The sequence below is a fragment of the Bradyrhizobium sp. CIAT3101 genome (genome assembly GCF_029714945.1).
Lineage (GTDB): Bacteria > Pseudomonadota > Alphaproteobacteria > Rhizobiales > Xanthobacteraceae > Bradyrhizobium.
In genome coordinates this window covers 7215664-7234478 of sequence record NZ_CP121634.1, presented here as the reverse complement: position 1 = coordinate 7234478, position 18815 = coordinate 7215664, and the positions used below count along the sequence as shown (strand labels likewise).

The 18815-nt window shown below is 65.6% G+C and carries 21 protein-coding genes; 6 read left to right on the top strand and 15 right to left on the bottom strand.

Features of this window, described 5'->3' with window-relative positions:
• Nucleotides 1-2 precede the first annotated feature (2 nt).
• The 6 genes from QA645_RS33825 to QA645_RS33800 all read right to left on the bottom strand — a co-directional run bounded on the left by QA645_RS33825 (nt 3) and on the right by QA645_RS33800 (nt 6558).
• Complete coding sequence (locus tag QA645_RS33825; RefSeq protein ID WP_283045557.1) at nt 3-2723, bottom strand: DUF2339 domain-containing protein; 2721 nt, start codon at nt 2721-2723, stop codon at nt 3-5.
• Between the two features lie 104 nt (nt 2724-2827).
• Nucleotides 2828-3787, bottom strand: a complete 960-nt coding sequence (locus tag QA645_RS33820; RefSeq protein ID WP_283045555.1) for an NAD regulator — start codon at nt 3785-3787, stop codon at nt 2828-2830.
• Nucleotides 3788-3806: 19 nt separating this feature from the next.
• A complete protein-coding gene (locus QA645_RS33815) occupies nt 3807-4313 on the bottom strand; it encodes a protein tyrosine phosphatase (RefSeq protein WP_254192337.1) in 507 nt (168 codons plus the stop codon).
• A 129-nt stretch (nt 4314-4442) separates the two neighbouring features.
• Nucleotides 4443-5057: an HD family hydrolase gene (locus QA645_RS33810; RefSeq protein WP_254129388.1), complete on the bottom strand. Its 615-nt coding sequence runs from the start codon at nt 5055-5057 to the stop codon at nt 4443-4445.
• Nucleotides 5054-5680, bottom strand: coding sequence for a DNA-3-methyladenine glycosylase I (locus QA645_RS33805; RefSeq protein ID WP_283045554.1), 627 nt, complete (start codon nt 5678-5680; stop codon nt 5054-5056). Before QA645_RS33805 ends, QA645_RS33810 begins: the two co-directional genes overlap by 4 nt.
• The gene (locus tag QA645_RS33800; protein WP_283045552.1) at nt 5677-6558 is read right to left on the bottom strand and encodes a folate-binding protein; all 882 of its coding nucleotides are present in this window, start codon (nt 6556-6558) and stop codon (nt 5677-5679) included. Before QA645_RS33800 ends, QA645_RS33805 begins: the two co-directional genes overlap by 4 nt.
• Before the next feature lie 101 nt (nt 6559-6659).
• On the opposite strand from QA645_RS33800, the gene QA645_RS33795 reads away from it, so the two are divergent.
• From QA645_RS33795 to QA645_RS33775, 5 genes are all read left to right on the top strand, one after another.
• A complete protein-coding gene (locus QA645_RS33795) occupies nt 6660-7994 on the top strand; it encodes a dihydroorotase (protein ID WP_283045550.1) in 1335 nt (444 codons plus the stop codon).
• A gap of 223 nt (nt 7995-8217) precedes the next feature.
• Nucleotides 8218-9087, top strand: coding sequence for a sulfurtransferase (locus QA645_RS33790; protein ID WP_283045549.1), 870 nt, complete (start codon nt 8218-8220; stop codon nt 9085-9087).
• A gap of 82 nt (nt 9088-9169) precedes the next feature.
• Entirely contained in the window at nt 9170-9859 is a 690-nt protein-coding gene (locus QA645_RS33785) for an RNA polymerase sigma factor (RefSeq protein WP_283045547.1), read from the top strand.
• A gap of 90 nt (nt 9860-9949) precedes the next feature.
• A complete protein-coding gene (locus QA645_RS33780) occupies nt 9950-10483 on the top strand; it encodes a DUF4142 domain-containing protein (protein ID WP_283045546.1) in 534 nt (177 codons plus the stop codon).
• A gap of 10 nt (nt 10484-10493) precedes the next feature.
• Entirely contained in the window at nt 10494-10808 is a 315-nt protein-coding gene (locus tag QA645_RS33775; protein WP_283045543.1) for a cupredoxin family copper-binding protein, read from the top strand.
• A gap of 195 nt (nt 10809-11003) precedes the next feature.
• On the opposite strand, the gene QA645_RS33770 is transcribed toward QA645_RS33775, so the two are convergent.
• The 4 genes from QA645_RS33770 to QA645_RS33755 all read right to left on the bottom strand — a co-directional run bounded on the left by QA645_RS33770 (nt 11004) and on the right by QA645_RS33755 (nt 12933).
• Nucleotides 11004-11270 (bottom strand): hypothetical protein, encoded by a 267-nt coding sequence (locus tag QA645_RS33770; RefSeq protein ID WP_092227477.1) that lies wholly within the window; start codon nt 11268-11270, stop codon nt 11004-11006.
• A gap of 288 nt (nt 11271-11558) precedes the next feature.
• A complete protein-coding gene (locus tag QA645_RS33765) occupies nt 11559-11936 on the bottom strand; it encodes a TIGR02301 family protein (protein ID WP_254129396.1) in 378 nt (125 codons plus the stop codon).
• A 46-nt stretch (nt 11937-11982) separates the two neighbouring features.
• Entirely contained in the window at nt 11983-12417 is a 435-nt protein-coding gene (locus tag QA645_RS33760; RefSeq protein ID WP_283045541.1) for an NUDIX hydrolase, read from the bottom strand.
• 18 nt (nt 12418-12435) lie between these two features.
• Nucleotides 12436-12933: a hypothetical protein gene (locus QA645_RS33755; protein WP_148771915.1), complete on the bottom strand. Its 498-nt coding sequence runs from the start codon at nt 12931-12933 to the stop codon at nt 12436-12438.
• 63 nt (nt 12934-12996) lie between these two features.
• On the opposite strand from QA645_RS33755, the gene QA645_RS33750 reads away from it, so the two are divergent.
• The gene (locus QA645_RS33750; RefSeq protein ID WP_283045540.1) at nt 12997-13761 is read left to right on the top strand and encodes an SOS response-associated peptidase; all 765 of its coding nucleotides are present in this window, start codon (nt 12997-12999) and stop codon (nt 13759-13761) included.
• A gap of 110 nt (nt 13762-13871) precedes the next feature.
• On the opposite strand, the gene QA645_RS33745 is transcribed toward QA645_RS33750, so the two are convergent.
• From QA645_RS33745 to QA645_RS33725, 5 genes are all read right to left on the bottom strand, one after another.
• Entirely contained in the window at nt 13872-15065 is a 1194-nt protein-coding gene (locus tag QA645_RS33745) for a CoA transferase (RefSeq protein WP_283045539.1), read from the bottom strand.
• 37 nt (nt 15066-15102) lie between these two features.
• Entirely contained in the window at nt 15103-16032 is a 930-nt protein-coding gene (locus QA645_RS33740) for a glycine/sarcosine/betaine reductase selenoprotein B family protein (protein WP_283045537.1), read from the bottom strand.
• Nucleotides 16033-16347: 315 nt separating this feature from the next.
• Nucleotides 16348-16929 carry an NUDIX domain-containing protein gene (locus tag QA645_RS33735; RefSeq protein WP_254129402.1) on the bottom strand — a complete coding sequence of 194 codons (582 nt, stop codon included), beginning with the start codon at nt 16927-16929 and terminating at the stop codon, nt 16348-16350.
• Nucleotides 16930-16949: 20 nt separating this feature from the next.
• On the bottom strand, nt 16950-17387 hold the full coding sequence (locus QA645_RS33730) for a GNAT family acetyltransferase (protein WP_283045535.1): 438 nt from the start codon (nt 17385-17387) through the stop codon (nt 16950-16952).
• Nucleotides 17384-18811 carry an FAD-binding oxidoreductase gene (locus tag QA645_RS33725; RefSeq protein ID WP_283045534.1) on the bottom strand — a complete coding sequence of 476 codons (1428 nt, stop codon included), beginning with the start codon at nt 18809-18811 and terminating at the stop codon, nt 17384-17386. Before QA645_RS33725 ends, QA645_RS33730 begins: the two co-directional genes overlap by 4 nt.
• Nucleotides 18812-18815: the final 4 nt, after the last annotated feature.

The following is an 18815-nucleotide window of genomic DNA, read 5'->3' as shown; positions in this document are numbered from 1 at the left end:
CCTCAACTGCCCGTCTGCGGAGCCGGCGGCGGGACCTGCCGCCGGAACAGGATGCGCTGGTAGAGCCAGCCGATCGCCACCAGCACGACGCCGAGGCACATGAACGACAGCGCGCGGTAGACGCCGGTCAGCGTCGACATGTCGATCACGAAGGCCTTCAGGATCGTCAGCGCGATGACGGCGGCCGACGCCAGCCGCGCCCGCTCGGAGTTGAGCGCTATGCCGATGCCGAGCAGCACGACGCCGAAGGCGAGCCAGCCGATCGAATAGGTGTATTGCTCCGCCCCCGTGGTCTCGCCGCTGGTGAGGAACGGGCCGTGATAGAAGCGGCGAATCTCCAGCGTCAGGTACGACAGCGCAAACACCAGCGCCGCGCCCGCAATCGCATTCGCATAGATCTTGCCGCGTGCACCGACCACCGCATAGGCGAGCAGCAGCATCAGCACCGCCGGCAGCGCGTAGCAGAGCAGCAGCAAATTGAACACGGCGCCGCCGACATCGATGTGCCAGATCAGCGGGTTCTCGAGGAACAAGAGGCCGAACACGCTGATGAAGCCGGCGATCGCGGTGAGCAGAAGCGCGCCGATATTGTGCACGATGCTGTGGCTGCGCAGCCGCAATCGTTCCAGCCCGATCGCCATCGCCAGTGACACGCAGACCTGGAGGCCTGCTTCGAGCAGTGACGGCGCTGCGATCATGTCGCCGCCGGTTGCGAGATGGCGGACCTCCATGAAGGCGAGCAGCGCGGAGAACAGGATCGCGGCCGCCTCCACCATGCGCAGCGGCGCGTCGTCAGCGCGTCGGCGGAGGAACGTGCTCGCCGCCCAGAACGAGGCCGCGGGCAGGCCGTAGCCCCACAGCAGCCAGTTGAAGATCGGCGTGGTGCCGACGGCATCGCCGACGATGCGGGGATCATAGAGGATGCGCGCGGTGACGATGCTGGCGAAGATGGCGGCGAGCCAGCGTAGGAACGGAATCGGCCGCTGCAGCGCGATCCAGGCGGTGCCGAGCGACATCAGCGCCAGCGCGATGGTGAGCCAGCCCTTCTCCAGCGCGAAGGTCAGCGCCAGCGCCAGCGCGCCGAGCGTGCCGGTCGCAAACAGCGCCGTCGAGATCGCGACGCCCGGCCGGGTCTCGCGGCGGGTCAGCGTTTCCGTCGCGAACCCAAAGGCCGCGGCGAGCAGCACCGCGAGGATCGCGAACGGGATCGAGCGGTCGAGATGAGCGATGCGGGCGTAGAGCGCGACCAGGATCGCGATCGGCGTGGCGACACCCGCCGCCGACCACACCACGGGAATGATCGCCGAATTCGAACGCCCTTGCGCAAGGAAGCCCGCAATGCCGAAGCCGGCGGCGAAGATCGCGGCCATCATCAGATGCAGAGTCACGGCGCTGTCGGTGGCCGTCGGCGTGATGCCGGGCATCGGGCCGCCCGGCAGCACCAGCATGTCGGGATTGGCGCGCACGGCCCATTCGGCGAACACGATGAACACGGTCGCAGCCGCAGCGCCCAGCGCACCGGCCGCGGCCTCCGCGCGCCAGGCGACGAACAGCGTCGCCGCAACGAGCAGCGTATACGCAATCAGCGCGAGATCGGCATGCGCGCTCGACAGCACGATCAGCATCGCGCCGAACAGATAGGCGCCGAGTGCGCTCGACGACACCGGCTCGATCTGTCCGTCCTCGATGGTCGGGCCGAACATGAAGCCGCAGACGACGAGCAGCGCGGCCAGCACGAAGCCCGCGATCACATGGAAGGCATGCGGGGCAACCTGCAATTCACTGGTATCGAGTCCCGGGAAGACCCAGAGCACGGCGAAGACGATCGTCGTCACGGCGAGCCAGCGCCACAGCCGGATGCGGGCGAGGCCAAAGCTCGCGGCAGTGACGATGGCGAGATAGATGTACAGCGCCCAATAGTCCGGCTTGCCGCTCGAGACGAGCACCGGCGTCGCGAACGCGCCGACCACGCCGAGGCCGGCGAGTGCCGGCCCGTGCAGCAGCGCGGCCGCGAGCGTGCCGAGCGCGACGAGGCCGAGCAGCACGAAGGCCGTGGCAGGCACCAGGAAATCATAGAGCGCGTAGGCGGCGTAGACGGTTGCGAACGCGACCGCGGTCCCGGCCGCGGTGAGGATCGCGGGGATGTTGGCGATCGGCAGTGCCGCGATGGTGGAGATGCTCTCCTTGCGCCGCGTCCATTCCCCGGCACCCAGCAGCGCGAGCGCGAACAGGCCGCCAAGGAAGATGCGCACGCCGGGGCCGACCAGGCCCGCCTCGATCGAATAGCGCACCATGAAGAAGCCGCCGAGCGCGAGCGCAAGGCCGCCGATCCACACCACCCAGCGCGTGCCGAGTCGTTCCTCGAAGCCCGGTTCTCTCGAAGCAGGAGCCGGCGTGGGCAGAGGCGGCGGCGCATCCGCCGCGGTGCTGGCTTCGGGCGGGGGCGGCGAAACCTCCTCGGTCACGAGAGGCGGTGGCGACACCTCAGTTTCGGCTTCGGGCGCAAGCGGCGGCGGCTCTGCCGCGCTCGTCGTGGGCGCAACAGCCTGCTCCTGGACCGGCATCAATGGCGGGGGCTGGACCTGTCGCTGCGCCTGCAGCGCGGCCTCCAGCGAGCCCAGCCGCCGGCGCAGCTCGGTCACCTGGTTCGACGCCTTCAGCGCGATCAGGAACGCGACGATCGCAAACATCACTGCAAAGACGTCGAAGGGGGCGTCGAACATGAAGTCTCCTGGCAATCGGCGGGCAGGGGCCGATCGTATCTTGAGTCTTAGTCTTTAAGCATGGTCTTGCCGGAAAACCGCTTCGCGCCTTTCCGGATCATGCTCTAGCGCCGGGAGCGTACGCGCAAGCCCGGCGCGGGTCGCTCCTGGAGCACGTCACGGCGGAAGCGATAGAGCGCCGCCGGTCTCCCGCCCGTCTGTGTCGACATCACGCCGGTCGGTTCGACCAGGGCTTCGGTTTCGACCAGACGGCGGAAATTCTGCTTGTGCAAATGGCGGCCGGAGATCGCCTCGACCGTGTACTGCAACTCAGTGAGTGTGAACTCGGCGGGCAAAAGTTCAAACACTACAGGGCGATACTTCAACTTTGCGCGCAGCCGCGCGATTCCCGTGGCGAGGATCCGACGGTGGTCGAACCGCATGGAGGTGCCGAGCGCGGGCAGCGCCTTGCGCGCCAATGCCGCAGGCCGCCCGTCGCGCCGCGCCTCCTCGACGAGGCCGGCCTCGTACAGGAGTTCATAGCGGTCGAGCACGCGCTCCTCGTCCCAGGCCGCACCGTCGAGGCCGAAATAGAACCGCACGCGATCTCTCCGCGGCAATGCGCGCGTGGTCTCCGGCGTCTCCTCCTCGGCCCATCTGTTGAGCTCCGGGATGATGTCGCGGGCGATGATCGCGGGCGGCGCCTCGCGCCAATCTTCCCAGGGGAAGAAGCGGTACCAGGGCTCGAAGCTCGCCGCATTCGCGGCGCCCTCGGCGGCGCGCGTCAGCGCCAGATAGCCGATCGACACCATATGCGCGCCGGTGTCGGCGGCCTCCGCATGACGGCCGCGGTCGCCAAAGGTGTAGAGCTGCTCGACATAGCCGAGCCGCAGGCCCGCCTGCTCCTCGACCCAGGCGCGCAGGCCGATCTCGAAGGTGCGATGGCTCGGCGCATCGAACGGACCGAACGGCAATCCGGTCAAGCCGTCGCCGCCGCGCGCGGTCAGCACCAGCGGCTCGTGGTCTTCGATCGCGACGATCGCGGCCGTCAGGCCAATCTCGATCGGCGTCAGCTTTTCGCTCATGCAATCACGATCGCTGATGTCATTCGAGCTCGATCACGAAGGGGCGGCCCTCGACCATCATCTCGCCCGGACCCATCTCGTCGAGCGCGCGCAGCATGCGGCCGTTGCGCCCCAGCGCGCGATCGGCGAGACCGACGATACGACGGTTCGGCGAGGCGATCGGGGACGCCGCACGGATCTTCTTCGCGATCTCGATTTCGTCGCGATCGGGATTGAGCGCGCAGACGGCAGCGAATGCGCTCGCCGTGGAACGGCTGATGCCCGCATAGCAATGCACCACCAGCGGCGCGCCGCGGTCCCACCCGCGCACGAAATTCAGCACCTGGTCGATATGCGCCTCGGAGGGCGCGACAAAGCCATCCATCTCCTCGGTGATGTCGTCCATCGACACCTTGAGATGATTGGCAGGGAGCACCGACACCGGCCGCACCACCTGCTCGACATTGGCCATCACGGTCAGCACATGGCTGGCCCCGGTGCGGCGGACGGTTTCGGGAAGGGCGGCGAGCGAACAGACGTGGATCATGGCGGACCTTTTTGGGCGATTATAGCCGGTGCCGTAGGGTGGGCAAAGCGAAGCGTGCCCACGACTTTTTGCGCAATTGCGAGAAGTCGTGGGCACGGCGCAAGAGCGCCTTTGCCCACCCTACGACACCTACGCAAACACGGCGCCAAACCGCTCCAGAAACTGCTTCTCGGCCCGCGCCGCCGTCCAGGGCGTCAGATAGTCGCGCCGGACGCTGTCGGAGAGGCCCGGGTCCTTGCCGAACAGGCGCTTGGCCTCGCTCTCGCCGAAGCCGGCGAGCTCGGTCGCCTCCAGATAGGCCGCGCCGCGATCGGCGGCCTTGATGGCGAGCGTGATCTCGTCGGGCAGCACCGGCGGCAGACCGAAGCGGATGTGGATGGCGCCGAGCAGACGCTTCTCCACGGCCTTGTAATGGCCGTCGAGCACGGCCTTGAACGGCGAGATCATGTCACCGATCACATATTCGGGCGCGTCGTGCAGCAGGGCTGCGAGCCGCATGCGTTCGTCGACGCGCGGCATCTCGTGCCGCAGCACGAGCTCCACCAGCAGCGTGTGCTGCGCGACCGAGAAGATATGCGCGCCGGTGGTCTGCCCGTTCCAGCGGGCGACGCGCGCAAGTCCATGCGCGATGTCGGCGATCTCGATATCGAGCGGCGAGGGATCGAGCAGATCGAGCCGACGACCCGACAGCATGCGCTGCCAGGCGCGGGACTCCGCGTCGCGTGCGGTCTTCCTGGCCGTCATTTGGCCTTGAGGCGCGGCTTGCGCTGCAACTTGCTGCAGCTTGCGTGGCAGTGGCAGTCGACGAGATGATCGTTGACCATGCCGGTCGCTTCCATGAAGGCATAGACGATGGTCGGGCCGACGAATTTGAAGCCGCGCGAGGATAGCTCCTTGGAGATCTGCGTCGACAGCGGCGTCGACGCCGGCACGCTCGCGGTGGTCTTGAAATTGTTGACCTTGGGCCGTCCGTCCATGAAGTCCCAGAGCAGCTTCGAGAAGCCCGGGCCTTTCTCCATGATGTCGAGATAGGACTTCGCGCTGAGGATTGCGCCGTCGATCTTGGCGCGGTTGCGCACGATGCCGGCGTCGTTCATCAGCGCGTGCACCTTCTTGTCGGTGTAGCGCGCGATCTTCTCCGGCTGGAAATCGTCGAAAGCTTTACGGAAATTGTCGCGCTTGCGCAGGATCGTGATCCAGGACAGGCCGGCCTGAAAACCGTCGAGGATCAGCTTTTCATAGAGCGCGCGGTCGTCATATTCCGGCACGCCCCATTCGGTGTCGTGATAGGCGACATAGAGCGGATCTTCACCTGGCCAGGGGCAGCGGGTCTTTCCGTCGGGATGCAGGCGGGGAGCACGGCTCATGCGATGGGCTGCTTGGTGGGAATGCGAACAACGTCAGGTTCTGCCAGCTTCAACGCGAGTCCGCCAGCGGTGAGCGGCTGGCCGGCATCGAGCGCGTCCGCAACGCGGTCGATGCGCACCAGCGCAATGCCCTTGCCTTGCGCCGACGAGCCCATGGTGCCGACGGATTTGTCTCCTGCCATGATGCTGACACCGGCCTCGGGCGAGGAGTCCTCGAGCAGCACCTTCACGCTGCGGGTGCGGGCAGTGCCGCGATGCTGCATGCGCGAGACGACCTCCTGGCCGACATAGCAGCCCTTGTCGAAATCGACACCGGCGAGGCGGTCCATATTGGTCTCGTGCGGGAACGCATCGCTGTACATGAAATCGAGCCCGCCGCGCGGCACGCCGAGTGCGATGCGATGCGCCTCGTAATCGGCGGCATCGACCAGCTCGGCGCCGATCAGATCGGACAGTTTCTGCTTGAGATCTTCGGGGATCAGGATGCGGATGCCGAGCGCTTCGTTGCGCGGATCGGCAAAGGCGAGGTCCGGCTGAGCGCCAGGCTGTCCGTCCCAGGCCGCGAGCACGCCGAGATCGTCGGACAGGTTATCCACCGTGACCTTGGCGCGCAGCTTGTAGAATTTCAGCTTGGTGGCGAGCCCATCGGCGAGCGGTTTCGGGCAGTCGATCAGGAACCCGCCGCCATGGCCGGCGGGGGCTTCCGTGATCAGGAAATCCACGATGATCTTGCCCTGCGGCGTCAGCAGCGCGCCGAATCGGCCCAGGCCCGGCTTGAGCCTGTCGACGTCGGTCGTGATGAGGCCGTTGAGGAAGTTGCGTGCGTCCTCGCCCGCGACCTTGATCACGCCCCGGTCGGGAAGAAACGCTGATTTCATGCGAAAATCTCTTGCGACATGGTGCTCCGGAACGTAAGCCCGCAAGGCATAAACGACAAGACCTCGAGCCCTGCGCTTGGGGATGAGAGAGGCCTCCAGCCATGACCCAGCGTTTCGATGTGATCCTCAAAGGCGGCACCGTCGTCAACCAGGACGGCGAGGCTGTTCGTGATATCGGCATCGCAGGCGGTCGCATCGCCGAGCTGGGCCCGCTGTCGCAGGGCTCCGCCGCCGAGGTGATCGACTGCAAGGGCCTCCACATCCTGCCCGGCGTAATGGATACGCAGGTGCATTTCCGCGAGCCCGGGCTGGAGCAGAAGGAAGATCTCGAGACCGGCTCGCGCAGCGCCGTGATGGGTGGTGTCACCGCCGTGTTCGAAATGCCGAACACCTCGCCGCTCACGGTGACGGAGGCGACTTTCACCGACAAGGTGAAGCGCGCGTACCACCGCATGCATTGCGATTTCGCCTTCTTCATCGGCGGCACCCGCGAGAACGTGCAGGATCTGCCGGTGCTCGAGCGCGCGCCCGGCTGTGCCGGCGTGAAGGTGTTCATCGGCTCCTCGACCGGCGCGCTGCTGGTGGAGGACGACGAGAGCCTGCGCCGCATCTTCCAGGTGATCCGCCGCCGCGCGGCGTTCCATGCCGAGGACGAGTACCGCCTCAACGACCGCAAGTCGCTCCGCATCGAGGGCGATCCGCGCTCGCATCCGGTGTGGCGCGACGAGACCGCGGCGCTGATGGCGACGCAGCGCCTGGTCAAGCTCGCGCACGAGACCGGCAAGCGCATCCACGTGCTGCACATCTCGACCAAGGAAGAGATCGAGTTCTTGCGCGATCACAAGGATGTCGCCTCCTGCGAGGCGACGCCGCATCATCTCACGCTAGTCGCGCCCGAATGCTACGAGCGGCTCGGCACGCTGGCGCAGATGAACCCGCCGGTCCGCGGCGCCGATCACCGCGCCGGCATCTGGCGCGGCATCGAGCAGGGCATCATCGACGTGCTCGGCTCCGACCATGCGCCGCATACGCTGGAAGAGAAGCAGAAGACCTATCCGGCGTCGCCCTCCGGCATGACCGGCGTGCAGACTTTGGTGCCGCTGATGCTCGATCACGTCAACGCCGGCCGACTGTCGCTGGCACGTTTCGTCGATCTCACCAGCGCCGGCCCGGCGCGTCTCTACAACATGGCCTGCAAGGGCCGCATCGCCGCCGGCTACGACGCCGACCTCACGGTGGTCGATCTCAAGCGCAGTGAGACCATCACCAACAAATGGGTGGCATCCAAGGCCGGCTGGACCCCGTATGATGGTGTCCGCGTCACGGGCTGGCCCGTCGGCACCTTCGTCCGCGGCCGCCGCGTGATGTGGCAGGGCGAACTGGCGACGCCGTCGCAGGGCGAGCCGGTGCGGTTTCTGGAGACGTTGAAGCAGTAGGAATTGTGGGTGAGAGGCACGCACGTGCCACACATCCAGTGTCGTCCCGGCCTAGTGCGCAATTGCGCACGGGGGCCGGGACCCATACCGCGGAATCTCTCCGTGATCGACGGTCGCAGTACCAGCGAAGGGATTAACTGCTAGTCTTCGCCAAACGTCTCCCTGTGGTTATGGGTCCCGGCCTTCGCCGGGACGACGTCGGGGAGGGATGGGAGTACAATCAATGTCCCAACCGACACCCCTCATCACCACCGAGCAACTCGCTAGCATCCTCGGCGACCCCGACCTCCGCCTCTACGACTGCACGACCTACAACGAGCCGGTCCCGCCGGGCAGCGATGTGCCGTATCGCGCCGTCCCGGGCGACAAGACATTCGCGGCCGGCCACATCCCGGGCGCGGATTTCCTCGACCTGCAGGGCGAGTTCTCCGACGGCTCCGCGCAGCAATTCTTCATGATGCCGGCCGTGGCCCAGTTAGAGGCCGCCTTCGGCCGTCACGGCGCGGATGCCGGCAAGACCATCGTGCTCTACAGCATCGGCACCATGATGTGGTCGACGCGGTTCTGGTGGATGCTGCGTTCGCTCGGCGTCGATGCGCGGGTGCTCGACGGCGGTTTCGACAAATGGAAGGACGAGGGGCGGCCAGTCGAGACCGGCGCCCCCAAGGGCTATCCGGCGACGACCTTCAAGGCCGCGCCGCGCACCGGCTTCTTCGTCGACAAGAACGTTGTGAAGGCGCGTATCGGCGATCCCTCCACCGTCACCGTCAACGCACTCGGGCCGCAGTTTCATAAAGGCCTCGAGCCGAGCCGCTATGGCCGGCCGGGCCGCGTACCCGGCAGCGTCAACGTGTCGGCTGCAACGCTCGTGAATGCCGACAAGACCCTGACCTCGCTTGCGGATGCCGAAGCCAAATTCGCCGCGGCAGGGGTCACGCGCGACAAGAACGTGATCCTGTATTGCGGCGGCGGCATCTCGGCGACAATCGACCTGCTCATGCTGACGCAGCTCGGCTACGACAAGCTGACGCTCTACGATGCCTCGATGGGCGAGTGGGCGAGGGACCCGGCGCTGCCGATCGAGACGGATTAGGGGGCGGGTAAGAAAGCCGGGAACCTTTTCTGCCGGCCTGCATCCAATGTCGGAGAGCAACGGAAACGAGCAGGTGACAGCCATGCAACGCACCGCAGCCGGCCGGTCCGCCGGCATCAGGACGTCGGAAGCCGAACTGATCGACCGTGCCCGGAGCCGGGACGAGGCCGCGCTCCGCGAGATCATGCAGGCCAACAATCGCCGGCTTTATCGCCTTGCGCGCGGCATCCTGCGCAACGACAGCGAAGCCGAGGACGTGGTGCAGGAAACTTATGTCCGCGCCTTCACCCATCTCGATGGTTTCAGGGGCGAGTCCGGGCTGTCGACCTGGCTGTCCCGCATCGCCATCAACGAGGCGCTTGGCCGGGTGCGCAGCGCCAAGCCGCATGTCGAACTCGGCGCGGTGGGCGAAGCCGCGCTCGAGGCGCAGATCATCAAGTTTCCCGTTTCTCCCGCAGGCGATCCGGAAAGGACCATGGCCCAACGTGAAATCCAGCGCGTCGTCGAACGCGCCATCGACGAGTTGCCGGATGCTTTCCGCATGGTCTTCGTTGCACGCGTCATGGAGGGCATGAATATCGAGAAGACCGCCGATCTGCTCGGCGTGAAGCCCGAGACCGTGAAGACGCGGCTGCATCGTGCCCGCACCATGCTGCGCGAAATTGTCGAGAAGGAAATCGGCCCGGTGATCATGGACGCGTTCCCGTTCGCCGGCTGGCGCTGCGAGCGGCTGACCGTGTCGGTGCTGAAGCGCCTCGGAATCGGCGGCTGAAATTTTTCGGGAACGTTTGCGCGAAGCGCCCATCCAATTCCTGTGAAGCAACGCCGGAAAAACCGTCCGGCAGCACAGGAGTGTCAAACCATGTTCGTTCGTTGGAGCGCGGCGCTCGCCGCAGCCGTTCTGTTGTCCAGCCCCGTGCTGCTGCAAGGCGCGAGCGCAGCCGACAAGCCCACCGATCCGCAGATCGCCCACATCGCCTACACGGCCGGGGTGATCGACATCAACGCGGCCAAGCAGGCGCAGAAGAAAGCCAAAAACAAGGACGTCAAGGCGTTTGCCGAGGACATGCTGCGCGACCACGAGGCGGTCAACAAGCAGGCGCTCGCGCTGGTCAAGAAGTTGAACGTCACGCCGGAGGATAACGACACCAGCAAGGCGCTGTCGAAGCAGGCGAGTGACAAGCTGGCCGAGCTCGGCAAGCTGGACGGCGCTGCGTTCGACAAGGCCTATGTCGCCAACGAGGTCGCCTACCACAAGGCGGTCAACGGCGCGCTGGAGACCCAGCTCATTCCATCCGCCAGCAATGCCGAGCTGAAGAGCCTGTTGCAGACCGGCCTGAAGATCTTTCAGGGCCATCAGCAGCACGCCGAGCATGTCGCGGCCGAGCTGAAGTAAGGAGCGTGCGATGAGGCTGGGACGGCTGTCTTCGATCGCCCTTGTCTTCGCGGCGATATCAGTCCCGGCGCACGCCGCGACGATCGAGATCACGATGGAGAATCTCGTGATCTCACCGCCCGAGGTGTCCGCGAAGATCGGCGACACCGTCACATGGATCAACAAGGACGTCTTCGCCCACACCGCCACGGCAAAGAACGGCGATTTCGACGTGACGCTGCCACCGAAGAAGTCGGCGACGTTCGTTGTGAAGAAGGCGGGAACGGTCGATTATTACTGCCGCTATCATCCCAATATGAAAGCGACGCTCAAGATCGAGCCGTGAGGAGGGGCCGCGTATTCCCGACTCCAGCGGGAACATCTCCCGGCCATCGCGAGACTAATGCTTGTCCGAGGGAAACAGCTTTCGTGCGATAAACGCAGCAGACTTCGCGAACGATGTTGGCCAAAGCCTGTTCGCAAAGTCATTCATCCGTAGACTGGCCCCGCCCATGTGGCGGGGTCATTTTCGAAGATGGGCTTACTGCCTTGCGAGGCAGACCGAGAATTCGCCGTTGCGGATGCGGGCAGGAAAGCCCTCGACGAACTTCGCCACCGCGTCCTCGCCATAGGTGCCGACGAGCTCGGCAAGCGCGGCAAACAGGCTCGCCTGCGCCAGGCAATCGCCGTCGACGCCGTCATGGCGTGCTTCGGCCCAGGCCTCGTTGAGATAGCTCAGGGCGGCCTGTTTCTGCTCGTGATCGGGCAGCGGCGCGCGGGCGGGGGCGTAGGAAATCGGCTGGCTCATGAATCTCAATCAGGGCTGGGGCGCGATCCACGGCGATGCGCTGTGCAAGAGGTGTAGCACGCGCATTAACGACCGCTAGGCCACATCTTTAGGAACGGTTAACGGCTGTGAACAAAGTCGATGACAGAGTTCCTGTTAGCCCAACCCTCATGGTGAGGAGGCGCGTCAGCGCCGTCTCGAACCATGCAGGCCCCGCTGCTGCAGCCGGGCCTTTCATCCTTCGAGACGCGCGTACCGCGCTCCTCAGGATGAGGGGTTGCGGTCGGGCGCTTTGCTGACGGGGAAAATCTAGTTCGCGTAGCGCGCCGTGAGATCCCGCGAGATCTTCGAGCCTTCCTCGATGTAGCGGCGGATCGCCACCGTCGCGGCCGGGGTGCAGCTCCGGTAGGTCTGCTGGAAGCCGTTATAGCCGCGGTTGAAGCCCGCGATCATGCGGGTGCGACGTTCGCCGGAGGGCGTTTCAGCATCGATCAGCGCCTGCATCTCGCTGCGCCATTTGTTGCCCTCGTTGGTGCCGCAGATGCCGCGCAGATAGTGCAGGCCGCCGAGGATCTCGGCCAGCCGCTGCAAATCGGCGTCGAACGGCGCCGCTACGTCCTGGGCCCGGGCGGGCGCGGAAGCGCAGGCGAGAATCAGGGCAAAAATGGCCAGAAATCGCGTCGACATCGGCGGGCTGTATGCCCCCTCGGGGCCGATGACGCAAGGCGGGCGGTCAGGAGCCGATCAGACGGGCGGCCGACTGGATGATCTCCTCCAGCCCCCCGGTCATTTTGAGGTCACCGAGGCTGGCCAGGGCGTCCGGGGCGACCCAACGGTAATCGTCGAGCTCGTCGTTCAGGGTGGGTTCCCGGGCCACCCAGCGGGCGGCAAAGGACATGATCAAATAATGGCCGGCCCCAGGCGCGGCCGGCAGCACCTCGCGCCAGCCGGCAAGGCTGACGATCTCGATATCCAGTCCGGTTTCCTCGTCGACCTCGCGGCTCAGCGCCTGGTGCAGTGATTCGCCGAATTCGACCCGGCCGCCGGGCAGCGAATAGAACCCCTTGGCTGGCGAGCGGGCGCGGCGGGTCAGCAGCACCTTGCCGTCGCGGAAAATCGCGGCACTGACCGCGATCTGGGGATGGGTGGGCTGGACAACTGCAGGCATATCTTCAACCTGCTCGGCTCAATTCGCCATGATGGTGTCGACGTCGGCTTCCGCGCCGCCGTTGATGATGCCGCCGCAGGCCGCGATCAGCGGCTTGACCCAGAGGGTGGCCTGTTCGGCGAGCCGGACGCGGGTCGTGTCCTTCTCGACCTCGCGCATGGCCGAGCCGACCGCGGTCAGGATCGAGGTCATGGTGTCGGTGATGTGGTCGAACTGGGTCCGCACGCTCGGCTCGGCCTTCTCATAGGCTTCGATGGCCAGATCCCGTGCCTTGAAGTTCGAGGCGGTGAAATGCTCGGCATAGGACAGCGGCGACCAGGTCAAAAAGTCCTCGGCGCATTCCGGCATGTCCGGGATCATTTCCAGAAGCATCACGGCTTCATTGAAATGGTTGAGATAGTCAGTGGCAAGCCCGGTCCGTGGGTTGATGTTGGCCACGCGCAGCCGCTCGGCCCAGGCCGCGGCCTCGGGGCCCGTCTGTGCGCGCGTCGCGGGTTGGGAGGCCGTTGAGCTCATCTGCCGCAGTGTTAACGTTCGGGGTTAAAAGGACCTGAACGGACCCTATATAGACACCCTAAGATGTGCGGACGCTTCGTCATAACTTCAGCCCCCGAGGCTTTGCGGCAACTGTTCGGCTATATCGAGCAGCCGAATTTCCCGCCACGGTACAATGTCGCGCCGACGCAACCGATTCCGGTTGTGTTGGTCGAGAATGGCGCGCGCCATTTTCGTCTGATGCGTTGGGGTCTGCTGCCGGGCTGGGTCAAGGACCCCAAGGGCTTTACGCTGCTGATCAACGCGCGCTCGGAGACGGTGCTGGAGAAGCCCGCGTTCAAGAAAGCGATTCGGCGGCGGCGCGGGCTGATCCCGGCGGACGGTTATTACGAGTGGAAGGCGATCGACGGTCGCAAGCAGCCGTTCTTCATCCATCATTCCGACGGTGCGCCGCTCAGCTTCGCCGCCGTCTTCGAAACCTGGATCGGACCGAACGGCGAGGAGCTCGACACGGTGGCGATCGTCACGGCGGCGGCTGGCGAGGATCTCGCCACGCTGCATGACCGCGTACCGGTGACCATCAGCCCGCGCGATTTCGAGCGCTGGCTCGATTGTCGCGGCGATGACGTCGATGCGATCCTGCCGCTGATGACGGCCCCGCGCATCGGCGAATTTGTCTGGCACCCGGTTTCGACCCGCGTCAACCGCGTCGCCAATGATGACGACCAGCTGCTGTTGCCGATCAGCGCCGAGGATATGGAAGCGGAGGCCGAGGCGGCGAAGCCGAAGAAGATCGCGCGCAAGGTTGCGGCCGGTTCGGTCGATGACGGGCAGGGCTCGTTGTTCTAGCTGAGCTGCCGTAGGGTGGGCAAAGGCGCAGCGCGCCGTGCCCACGATCTCTCTCTTCAACGCGCAGTGGTGGGCACGCTTCGCTTTGCCCACCCTACGGCAGCGGAGTGTTACACAATCTCCCTCGCCCTCAGCGCTGCAATCTCCACCGCATCAAACCCCAGATCGCCCAGCACCGCATCCGTATCCGCACCCAATTCCGGCGCCATCCGATCGAGCTTGCCACCACCATGCGCGAGCTTGAATCCGCTGCCGGCAAAGCGCAGGCGGCCGTAGGGCGTGTCCAGCTCCTGGATCGCACCGCGCGCCTTGATTTGCGGATGGTCGATGACCTCCTCGACCTTCCAGATGCTGGCGCAGGGCGCACCGGCGTCTTCCAGGATTGTCTCCCATTCGCGCGCAGGCTTTGCCGCGAGCGCCTGCTCGATGATGGCGCGCAGTGCGGGCTCGTTCTCGTTGCGCGAAAACCAGTCGGCAAAGCGCGGATCGCTCAGCGTGTCCTCGCGGCCGAGCGCGGACATCAGCGCGCGGTATTGTTTTTCATTGTTGACGGCGAGCAGGATGTGACCGTCGCCGCATTTGAACAGGTTCGCGGTGGTCCGGCGGCTCACGGCCTGATTGCCCGAAAGCTGCTGGCGATGGCCGGCGACCGACCAGTCCGCGATCTGGCCGGAGAGAAACGCCATCGTCGCCTCCAGCATGGAGACGTCGATGAGCTGCCCCTTGCCGGTGCGGTCGCGCTGATAGAGCGCGCTCGACACGCCGAACGCGGCCGTCGCGCCCGAGAGCACGTCGCACACCGCAAAGCCCGCGCGCGTCGGGCCCGTCTCGGGATGGCCTGATATCGCCATGATGCCCGACAGCGCCTGCATCTTGCCGTCATAGCCGGGCCGTAACCGATCCGGGCCGGTCTGGCCGAAACCGGACACCGCGCAATAGATCAGCTTTGGATTGATCGCCGACAGCGCCTCATAGCCGATGCCGAGCTTGTCCATCACGCCCGGCCGGAAGTTTTCCATCACCACGTCGACTTGCGCCGCGAGCTTCTTCACGATCGCAATGGCGTCGGGCTTCTGCAGATCGAGCGTCAGGCTGCGCTTGTTGCCGTTGATGGCCTGGAAGGCGGGGGCCAGCCCGCGCTCGGCCCATTCGCGCGAGAGCGGCGTGCGGCGCATGTCCTCGCCCTCGCGCCGCTCGACCTTGATGACGTCGGCGCCCAGCAGCGCAAGCTGGTAGCTCGCATAGGGGCCGGCCAGCACCTGGGTGAAGTCCAGGATCTTCACGCCCTCGAACGGTCGCGTCACGTCGCTCTCCCCTTGTTGTTTATTCTGTCGGAGGACGTCAGGCGGCGCGATTGCCGCGCGCGATCTCCTTCTGCTTGTCGAATTCGGCGCGGCGGCGTGCCAGCTCTTCCGGCGAAAGCTGCGCGACATTGTTGTAGTCGAGCTTCCAGGAGGCGTCCTCGTTCCAGCGCAGCGGCGACTGTATCGTGGTCTGCGGGCCGCTCGCGGTCTCCAGCAGCTTCAGCGCCAGTTCCAGCGTCTGCGCCTGCGAGGCGACGTCATGCGGCTTGCCGGCGGAATTGCCGAGCGGGAAGTCCGAGAACAAAAAGCGCGGCACGGCGGCGTGCTCGATGATGTCCTTGGCGCAGCCCATGATCACGGTCGGAATACCGTTGGCTTCGAGATGCCGCGCCACCAGCGCGGTGGTCTGGTGGCAGACCGGGCAGTTCGGCACCAGCACGGCGACGTCGACCTTGTCGGCAATGCAGCGCGCCAGGATCTCCGGGGCGTCGGTGTCGAGCGTGACGCGATGGCTGCGGTTGGTCGGCGCACCGAAGAAGCGGGGCGCGACCTCGCCGATGCGTCCCGCCGCGCTCGCCTTCAAGAGCTGCGGCAGCGGAAACCAGGTGCCGTTGTCGGTCGCCGTGGTGTGCTTGCGGTCGTAGCCGATGTGCGAGATGCGCAAATCATGCGCTTTCGAGGTATCGCCGTCATAGACCTGGTAGAATTTCGCGCTGCCGTTATACGCCGCGCCCGGCCCCTGATCGCCCTTGGCCGGATCGTAGGGCGCCGCCGTGGTGATGATGGTGACGCGCGATTGCGCAAGCGGCTTCTTCAATGGCTGGAACGGCGCCTCGGTGTAATGCGCCCAGCGATATGCCGTGGTGTAGCCGATCGCGGCGTAATAATCCCGCGTGCGCTGCATATAGGGGACGGGGGAATCATAGTCGGGCGCAAAGCCGAATTCGTCGTCGCGCGGAGCGGACATGGGCGCGTCTCCTGGTTCTTGGTTGGGGCCAGACTAGAGATAGTTTTTGGGTTGCTCAACGGGGGTGCGGGTGACGCAGGCCAGAATTGCAGATGAGGATAGTGCCGCGCGAGCGGTGCCACTTACCCTCCCCTGGAGGGGTCCGAGACGAGCTACGCTCGCTCGTGGGTCGCTGCGCATGGAGCGAAGCGGAATGCGTAGCGGGGTGGGGTGACGGTCTCTCCCCATCCAACAGTGCCCGCGTGGAGAGATCACCCCACCCCGCTCGCGCTACGCGCGATCGACCCTCCCCCTCCAGGGGAGGGTGAAGCAAGCTCACCTGAAAATATGCAGCGCCGCGTATTGCAGCAGCATGATCGCCTTGGCGTCGATGATGCGGCCGTCGGCGATCATTGCCAGGGCCTCGTCGATGCCGAGCTCCAGCACCTCGATGTCCTCGCCTTCATGCTCCAGGCCACCGCCGGCGCTGACGCGCATCTCCGGTTCATATTCGGCGACGAAAAAATGGATTCTTTCGGTCACTGCGCCCGGGCTCATGAACGCCTCGAACACCTTGTGGACGTCGTGCAGGCGATAGCCGGTTTCCTCCTCGGCCTCGGCGCGAATGCGGACTTCGGGCGAGGCGTCGTCCAGCACGCCGGCGGCGGCCTCGATCAGCAAATCGTCGTAGCCGCGGGTGAAGGCCGGCAGGCGGAATTGGCGCACCAGGATCACGCTGCGCCCCGCGCGATTATAGGGCAGCACGGCGGCGGCGTTGTCGCGCTCATAGATTTCGCGTTTCTGCGTCTGCCATTCGCCGTTGCCGCGGCGGTAGTCGAATGTCGTGCTTTTTAGCGTGGTCCAGCCGTCCGAGAGCACACGGACGTCCTTGATGCGGACGCGGTCTGAAATGGTCATTGCTGTCTTCCGGGTGAGAGCTAACGGGGCTGCTCGCGGCCGTCGAGCCACTTCTGGAACATCACCGAGGTCGATTCCTCGAAGCCGAGCGACTGGTAGAACGCATTGGCCTGCCCATTCTCGCGGCGCACGAGAAGTTGCAGTTTCGCGACGCCGGCGGCGCGCAGCCAGTCCTCGGCGGCCGCCATGATGGCACGGCCATAACCGCGCTTGCGGATATCGGGGTCGACCGCGACGTAATAGACCCAGCCGCGATGGCCGTCATGGCCGACCATGACGGTCGCCACGATCGCGCCGCCATCGCGGCCGATCAGCACCGTCGAGTTGTCCCGCCGGCGCGCCAGCGCGATGTCGGCATGCGGATCGTTCCATGGTCGCGTCAGGCCGCAGCGCTGCCACAGCGCAACGACGTTCTCGACGTCGGCATCCCCAATCGCGTCGACCGCAAGAGCACTCACAGCACCTTCCCCGGGTTCATGATTCCGTACGGATCGAGCATCGCCTTGATCGCGCGCATCAGCTCGATCGCGGTCTTGTCCTTGACGTCAGGCAGCTCGTCGCGCTTCAGCACGCCGATGCCGTGTTCGGCCGAGATCGAGCCGCCCATGCGCAGCACGATCTCGAACACGACAGCGTTCATCTCGTGCCAGCGCGCCAGATAATCCGCCGTGTCGGCACCGATCGGCTGGCTGACATTGTAATGCAGATTGCCGTCGCCGAGATGGCCGAACGGCACCGGCCGCGCGCCGGGGATCAGTTTCACCACGGCGGCGTTGGCTTCCGCGATGAAGTCAGGCACGGCGGCGATCGGCACGGAGATGTCGTGCTTGATCGAGCCGCCCTCGGGCTTCTGCGCCGACGACATCTCCTCGCGCAGCTTCCAGAAGCCATTGCGCTGGGTGAGGTTGGCCGCGATCACGGCATCGTCGACGATTTCCTCCTCCATGGCGCGGGTCAGGATCGTCTCCAGCGGCGTGCGGGCGTCGTCGCCGGGCGAAGACAATTCCATCAACACGTACCAGGGATGCTTCTTGGCGAGGGGATCACGCACGTCGATGCCGTGGCGGATCGAGAAGTCCACCGCCATCTCCGAGAGCAGCTCAAAACTCGTCAGCGCATTGGCAGCTTCGCCCTGCGCGATCGTCAGCAGTTTGAGCGCCGCCGCCGGCGATTTCAGGCCGACATAGGCGGTCTCGACCGCCCGCGGCTTCGGAAACAGTTTTAACGTTGCCGCGGTGATGATGCCGAGCGTGCCTTCCGCGCCGATGAAGAGGTTGTGCAGATTGTAGCCGGTGTTGTCCTTCTTCAGCTTCGACAGCACGTTGAGCACGCGTCCGTCGGCGAGCACCACTTCCAGCCCCAGCGCCATCTCGCGCGCCACGCCATAGGCAAGCGCGGCGGTGCCGCCGGCATTGGTCGAGAGATTGCCGCCGATGGTGCAGCTGCCTTCAGCGCCCAGGGAAAGCGGAAACAGCCGGTCGACGTCAGAGGCCTTCTGCTGCGCGATCTGCAGCACCACGCCGGCCTCGCAGGTCATGGTGTTCGACGCGGTGTCGACCTCGCGGATCTTGTCCAGCCGCCGCAGCGACACCACGACCTCGCCATTGTGCGGCGTCTGGCCGCCGACGAGCCCGGTGTTGCCGCCCTGCGGCACCAGCGCGATTCTGTGCGCGGAGGCGAGCTTGCAGATCGCGGAGACCTCGGCCGTCGAACCCGGGCGCAGCACCAGCGGCGAGCGGCCGTGGAACAGATTGCGCTCCTCGGTGACGTAAGCCTGGATATCGGTCGCATCGGTGATCGCGTGCTTGTCGCCGACGATCTTGCGGAATTGGTCGATCAGCTCGGGCGCGAGTGGAGGGGTGGCGGATTGATTGATGTTCATTGTC

Bases quoted from the DNA above. Each gene is read 5' to 3' on its own strand.
- QA645_RS33735 (WP_254129402.1), bottom strand. From the start codon at position 16,929: ATGACCATTTCAGACCGCGTCCGCATCAAGGACGTCCGTGTGCTCTCG.
- QA645_RS33770 (WP_092227477.1), bottom strand. From the start codon at position 11,270: ATGAGCCAGCCGATTTCCTACGCCCCCGCCCGCGCGCCGCTGCCCGAT.
- QA645_RS33810 (WP_254129388.1), bottom strand. From the start codon at position 5,057: ATGACGGCCAGGAAGACCGCACGCGACGCGGAGTCCCGCGCCTGGCAG.
- QA645_RS33815 (WP_254192337.1), bottom strand. From the start codon at position 4,313: ATGATCCACGTCTGTTCGCTCGCCGCCCTTCCCGAAACCGTCCGCCGC.
- QA645_RS33750 (WP_283045540.1), top strand. From the start codon at position 12,997: ATGTGCGGACGCTTCGTCATAACTTCAGCCCCCGAGGCTTTGCGGCAA.
- QA645_RS33820 (WP_283045555.1), bottom strand. From the start codon at position 3,787: ATGAGCGAAAAGCTGACGCCGATCGAGATTGGCCTGACGGCCGCGATC.
- QA645_RS33785 (WP_283045547.1), top strand. From the start codon at position 9,170: ATGCAACGCACCGCAGCCGGCCGGTCCGCCGGCATCAGGACGTCGGAA.
- QA645_RS33790 (WP_283045549.1), top strand. From the start codon at position 8,218: ATGTCCCAACCGACACCCCTCATCACCACCGAGCAACTCGCTAGCATC.
- QA645_RS33825 (WP_283045557.1), bottom strand. From the start codon at position 2,723: ATGTTCGACGCCCCCTTCGACGTCTTTGCAGTGATGTTTGCGATCGTC.
- QA645_RS33725 (WP_283045534.1), bottom strand. From the start codon at position 18,811: ATGAACATCAATCAATCCGCCACCCCTCCACTCGCGCCCGAGCTGATC.
- QA645_RS33755 (WP_148771915.1), bottom strand. From the start codon at position 12,933: ATGAGCTCAACGGCCTCCCAACCCGCGACGCGCGCACAGACGGGCCCC.
- QA645_RS33760 (WP_283045541.1), bottom strand. From the start codon at position 12,417: ATGCCTGCAGTTGTCCAGCCCACCCATCCCCAGATCGCGGTCAGTGCC.
- QA645_RS33775 (WP_283045543.1), top strand. From the start codon at position 10,494: ATGAGGCTGGGACGGCTGTCTTCGATCGCCCTTGTCTTCGCGGCGATA.
- QA645_RS33800 (WP_283045552.1), bottom strand. From the start codon at position 6,558: ATGAAATCAGCGTTTCTTCCCGACCGGGGCGTGATCAAGGTCGCGGGC.
- QA645_RS33765 (WP_254129396.1), bottom strand. From the start codon at position 11,936: ATGTCGACGCGATTTCTGGCCATTTTTGCCCTGATTCTCGCCTGCGCT.
- QA645_RS33805 (WP_283045554.1), bottom strand. From the start codon at position 5,680: ATGAGCCGTGCTCCCCGCCTGCATCCCGACGGAAAGACCCGCTGCCCC.
- QA645_RS33780 (WP_283045546.1), top strand. From the start codon at position 9,950: ATGTTCGTTCGTTGGAGCGCGGCGCTCGCCGCAGCCGTTCTGTTGTCC.
- QA645_RS33795 (WP_283045550.1), top strand. From the start codon at position 6,660: ATGACCCAGCGTTTCGATGTGATCCTCAAAGGCGGCACCGTCGTCAAC.
- QA645_RS33740 (WP_283045537.1), bottom strand. From the start codon at position 16,032: ATGTCCGCTCCGCGCGACGACGAATTCGGCTTTGCGCCCGACTATGAT.